Source organism: Campylobacter concisus, assembly GCF_902460625.1.
Taxonomy (GTDB): Bacteria; Campylobacterota; Campylobacteria; order Campylobacterales; family Campylobacteraceae; genus Campylobacter_A; species Campylobacter_A concisus_AD.
In genome coordinates this window covers 1-4,732 of the sequence record NZ_CABPUT010000017.1, presented here as the reverse complement: position 1 = coordinate 4,732, position 4,732 = coordinate 1, and the positions used below count along the sequence as shown (strand labels likewise).

The 4,732-nt window shown below is 38.8% G+C and carries 5 protein-coding genes and 1 tRNA gene; all 6 read left to right on the top strand.

The window, feature by feature from the left end; translation table 11 throughout:
* The first annotated feature begins 47 nt into the window (after positions 1-47).
* The 6 genes from F3G69_RS09055 to F3G69_RS09030 all read left to right on the top strand — a co-directional run bounded on the left by F3G69_RS09055 (position 48) and on the right by F3G69_RS09030 (position 4,605).
* A complete protein-coding gene (locus tag F3G69_RS09055) occupies positions 48-2,480 on the top strand; it encodes a TonB-dependent hemoglobin/transferrin/lactoferrin family receptor (protein WP_149715045.1) in 2,433 nt (810 codons plus the stop codon).
* Between the two features lie 53 nt (positions 2,481-2,533).
* Complete coding sequence (ribH, locus tag F3G69_RS09050; protein WP_021090940.1) at positions 2,534-3,004, top strand: 6,7-dimethyl-8-ribityllumazine synthase; 471 nt, start codon at positions 2,534-2,536, stop codon at positions 3,002-3,004.
* Position 3,005: 1 nt separating this feature from the next.
* The gene (gene nusB, locus F3G69_RS09045; protein WP_103576414.1) at positions 3,006-3,401 is read left to right on the top strand and encodes a transcription antitermination factor NusB; all 396 of its coding nucleotides are present in this window, start codon (positions 3,006-3,008) and stop codon (positions 3,399-3,401) included.
* Positions 3,398-4,078, top strand: a complete 681-nt coding sequence (pyrF, locus tag F3G69_RS09040) for an orotidine-5'-phosphate decarboxylase (protein ID WP_103600309.1) — start codon at positions 3,398-3,400, stop codon at positions 4,076-4,078. The genes nusB and pyrF overlap by 4 nt, the downstream gene beginning before the upstream one ends.
* A gap of 149 nt (positions 4,079-4,227) precedes the next feature.
* Complete coding sequence (locus F3G69_RS09035; protein WP_180997288.1) at positions 4,228-4,392, top strand: hypothetical protein; 165 nt, start codon at positions 4,228-4,230, stop codon at positions 4,390-4,392.
* A gap of 122 nt (positions 4,393-4,514) precedes the next feature.
* Positions 4,515-4,605: transfer RNA gene (locus tag F3G69_RS09030), tRNA-Ser, on the top strand.
* The last annotated feature ends 127 nt before the right edge of the window (positions 4,606-4,732 follow it).

The following is a 4,732-nucleotide window of genomic DNA, read 5'->3' as shown; positions in this document are numbered from 1 at the left end:
CAAATAGCAATACACTTTCAAACTAGTTTTAAATTCAAGGAGATTTTATGAGAATTTGTAGAATTTTGTTTGTATCTAGTATGGCATCCAGCTTTGTCTTTGCATCGCAAGATCTGCTACTAGAAGGTGTTGTTGTAAGTGCGGCTGGTATATCATCGAAAAAAACAGAGCTTAGTAAAAGCGAGTTAAAAAAGGGTCAAATTTTCTCTGAGCGAGATCTTGTGCGAAACGAAACTGGCGTAACTGTTACAGAAGGTGGTAGAAGTGGTAATAATGGATATGCTATACGAGGTGTAGATAGTGATAGGGTTTCTTTAAAAATAGACGGAATGGAAGCCGTTGAGAGTTTTATGCCCCGCTCTCACAATATTTTAGGGATTTTAAATGGAAACCGAAACAGCACCGAGCTTGAAAACATAAGCAGTGTAGAATTTATAAAAGGTGCAAATTCATTAAACAAAGGTAGCGGTGCGATCGGTGGTAGCGTTAGTATGCAGACAAAAAATGTTGATGACTTTGTAAGGGATGGGCAAAATGTTGGTTTTTATAGCAAAAGCGCATATGCATCAAAAAATAGTGAATTTAGACAAGTTGCAGGTGCAGGCGTAAAAGCAGGCGGGATCGAAACACTGTTTCAGCACACGTACAAGCGTGGCAAACAGACAAAAAATTTTTACAGCGGTAAGTTGGATGATGTGCCATTTTGTGGAATGGGGACTAGTATAGAGGATTCGTATTTGGCAGATAAATACCCAGAACTTTGCTCTTTTGGTAGAATTTTACCCGATGATGTGAGATTTCGCACGCACTCAAATTTGATGAAATTTGGCTATAGGGTTGACTCGCATTTTATAAATACATCCTATGAAGACTTTAGGCAAAACTATTTTACCGAAGAGAAGAGTAATAGCACCGCAACACTTAATAGAAAGCAAACAAGAGATAGCATCCCTTATAAAAGATATGGAATTTACTATGAGTTTGTGCCAGACCATGATGCTTTACTAAGTAATTTAAAGGTAAGCTTTTATAAGCAAAGAGTGCAGCAGAGGTCAAATTTCACAAGATATCATGCAAACTATCCAAACGACATGCAATACAACTCAAGTTTTGATCAAAAAGATAGCTATGAATTTTTTCAAGATAAAAAACAGTTCGATATAAGCGGCATGAGTGGTGACATTAATGCAGGTAAATTTTCTCACATCTTGAGTTTTGGTCTTGGTAGGCATATCTCTACCTTTAAAAATAAAAATTTACAACTTAGACAAAGTTTTAATACAAAATGGAGCGGTAGTGGTTTTATCGTAGATCCAGCAAATCCTTTTAAGCCGGTTAAGGCAACGGACGTAACCTTTGCTCAGCCAGTAAAAAGCACTCTTGAATATGCTTTTCTGGGTGACGATATGGGCTTAAACGAAGTCTTAAGTCTAAATTATGGAGTTAGACTTGATAGATATGTTTATAAACCCAAGCAAGCAAATATTGCCTCTGGTGCAGGATATAAAATGGTGGCTACGCCATATCTTAAAAATAGCAAATTTAAAGCTATTACTTACAATGCAGGAGCCCAATATAATATAAATAACAATGTGAGTGTTAACTATGCGTTTAGTACCGGTTTTCGTGCACCAAGAGTGGAGGAGATGTATTTTGATACACCTAGGGATAGTACAAGATATGTTAGAAATTTGGAGCTAAAACCAGAAAAAGCCTTTAATCATGAAGTAAGTTTATTGTCGTCAAGTCAGAGTTATGCACTTGCTTTTAGTGCTTTTTATTCTAAATATAGAGATTTTATTGATACTGATTATGATGTTGGTATTGATGAGATAGAAGAACTTGATTTTGATACATGGGAGCTTGTAAAAAAATACAGTAAAAAAAGTCTCGATTTTAAACATGTAAATGTCGGTAGAGCCACCGTCAAAGGCTTGGAACTAAATTCACGTGTAAATGGGAATGCACTAAATTTAAGTGAAAATTTATACGCAAGCTTAAAGGCGACTTATGCGCGCGGCAAAAAAAATGATGGGACTTCACTTATGGCTATTCAGCCGTTTACAGCAGTAGTTGGGCTCGGATATAGTGATAATAAATTTGATCTCTTATTAACTAGCAAATTTGTAGCAGCCAAAAAGGCAAAAGATGCGGTTTCAAAAATACCACCAAATTTTTCTCAGATAATCGTCGATAGAGATACAGGCAAAGTGACTGGCACAACTCAGCCAGAATCACATAAATTCCTAAGTAAAAGCTATTTTGTCTTTGACTTAACTATGGGTTATAAGATCAGCAAAAATTTCAGTATCAATGCAGGTGTGTTTAATATTTTTAACAAAGAGTATTCCACTTGGGAAAATTTAAGACAGCTTAGATATAACGGCAATCAAAGCTATGTAAAATTTGATGGTACCGGACTTGAGCGATATACTGCTCCGGGTAGAAATTTTAGCGTTTCTTTTGAGATTAGATATTAGCTTTAGTTTAAATAAGATTTTGATAAACTAGGCGAAAATCTAAGGAGAAATTAATGAAAATAATCGAAGGAAATTTGGCTCTAAAAGGCGGTGAGAAGGTCGCCATAGTGGGCGCTAGATTTAACCACATCATCACCGATAGGCTGGTCGAGGGCGCGAGGGACGCGTTTTTGCGCCACGGTGGCGACGAGGCGAATTTGAGCCTCATTTTGGTGCCGGGCGCGTTTGAGATACCCATGGCGCTCGAAAAGGCGCTAGCCAGCGGTAAATTTGACGCCGTTTGCTGCGTGGGTGCGGTGATCCGCGGCTCTACGCCTCACTTTGACTACGTTAGTGCCGAGACTACAAAGGGCATCGCAAACGTCACGCTAAAATACGGCAAACCTGTGACATTTGGCGTGTTAACGGTCGATAGCATCGAGCAAGCCATCGAGAGAGCGGGCTCAAAGGCCGGAAACAAGGGCTTTGAAGCGATGACAGGCGTGATCGAGATGCTAAGCTTATATAAAAATTTGGAGGCGTAAAATGGCGACTCGTCATCAGGTTAGGCAGGCCGTCGTTTCGCTGCTCTACTCAAATGAGATAAATCCGGTAACTGCTGCATTTGAAGAGGAATTTCTAGAAGAGAAAAAGATAAGAAACGAGCGTAAACATGAGGCGCAGCAGACCTTTAAAGAGGTGCTCGCAAATAAAGAAAAACTAGATGAAATTTTAAAGCCATATCTAAAAGATGGCGATTTTAACAAGGTTGGTGCGACTGAGCTTGCCATTCTTAGACTTGGGCTTTATGAGATGAAATTTAGCCAAACTGATAAGGCTGTCATCATAAACGAAGCGATCGAGCTTGCGAAAGAACTTGGAAGTGATCAGGCACCAAAATTTATAAACGGTGTACTTGATAAGTTAAAGGGCGATCTGTGAGGCTCTGTGTCGCACTTGATATGGCTAGTCGTGAAGAGAATTTAGCTCTTGCTCGCGAGCTAAAAGGGCTTGATCTTTGGCTAAAAGTAGGGCTTAGAAGCTATCTTAGGGATGGGGCAAAATTTATAGAAGAGCTAAAAGGACTTGGAAATTTTAAAATTTTCCTTGATCTAAAGCTCTATGATATACCAAATACGATGGCGGATGCGGCCGAAGTAGTCTCAAAAATCGGCGTAGATATGATAAATGTGCATGCTAGCGCTGGTGAACGTGCGATGAAAACAGTTATGGATAGGCTAGCTGGTCTTGGGAGCCGTCCTTTCGTGCTCGCAGTATCGGCACTTACTAGCTTTAGTGAAAGCGAATTTGACACTGTTTATAACGATACGATCGCAAGAGCTGTTAGAAAATTTAGCCAGATGAGTTTTGAAGCAGGGCTTGATGGAATGGTCTGTTCTGTTTTTGAAAGTAAGCTCATCAAAGATGTAACAAATGAGAAATTTATCACTCTTTGCCCTGGTGTTAGGCCTTTTGGCGAGAGTGCTGGAGATCAAAAAAGAGTAGCAAACTTAGTGAGCGCAAAGCAAGAGGGTAGTGATTTTATCGTTGTTGGTAGGCCGATTTACGAAAATGCGAATCCAAGAGAAATTTGTGAACGAATTTTGGAGCAAATTTAAAATTTGAACTTGTGTGAAGTGGTTTTTAACTAAGCTTTTTTACAAAATGTTGCGTGAAGATGACATCAAAGCGAAGTGAGGAACTAAATTTGAGTGATTTTAAGAAAATCCTCTTGTTGGCTGAGCGGCTAAAGCGTATCTACTAGCACTTGGTTAAGGATATCGCTTTACTAAATGGCGCGGATCATAGCAAGATGTTCGAGTGCACAAAGGCGTTTGGTCGCGGTAGCGATAGGCGTTTTTATATGTTTTATCGTATGATTTGCTACTACGCCAATACGCCGCACCTAGACAAAGCCAAGCTAAAATGGTAGCTTTGGAAGGATTAAATTTGCAAATTTTTATTTTTAGATTTTCTATCTGAGGTCTGCAATTGTGAAATGTAAATTTAAGCAAGATATCAGCGGCCTTCAATTATAATGCGATTTCTTTTTATGGACAGATGGGTGAGTGGCTGAAACCACACCCCTGCTAAGGGTGCAGCTCTTAATCGGGGCTCGAGGGTTCAAATCCCTCTCTGTCCGCCACTACTTATAGATAATTATAAATTTTTTATTATTGTTTAACATTATTTTTTGAATATCTTTATATAAAATTAAATTATTTCCGCGTTAGAAAATTGCTTACCTAGTAAAACTTAACTATAAGTTTGTA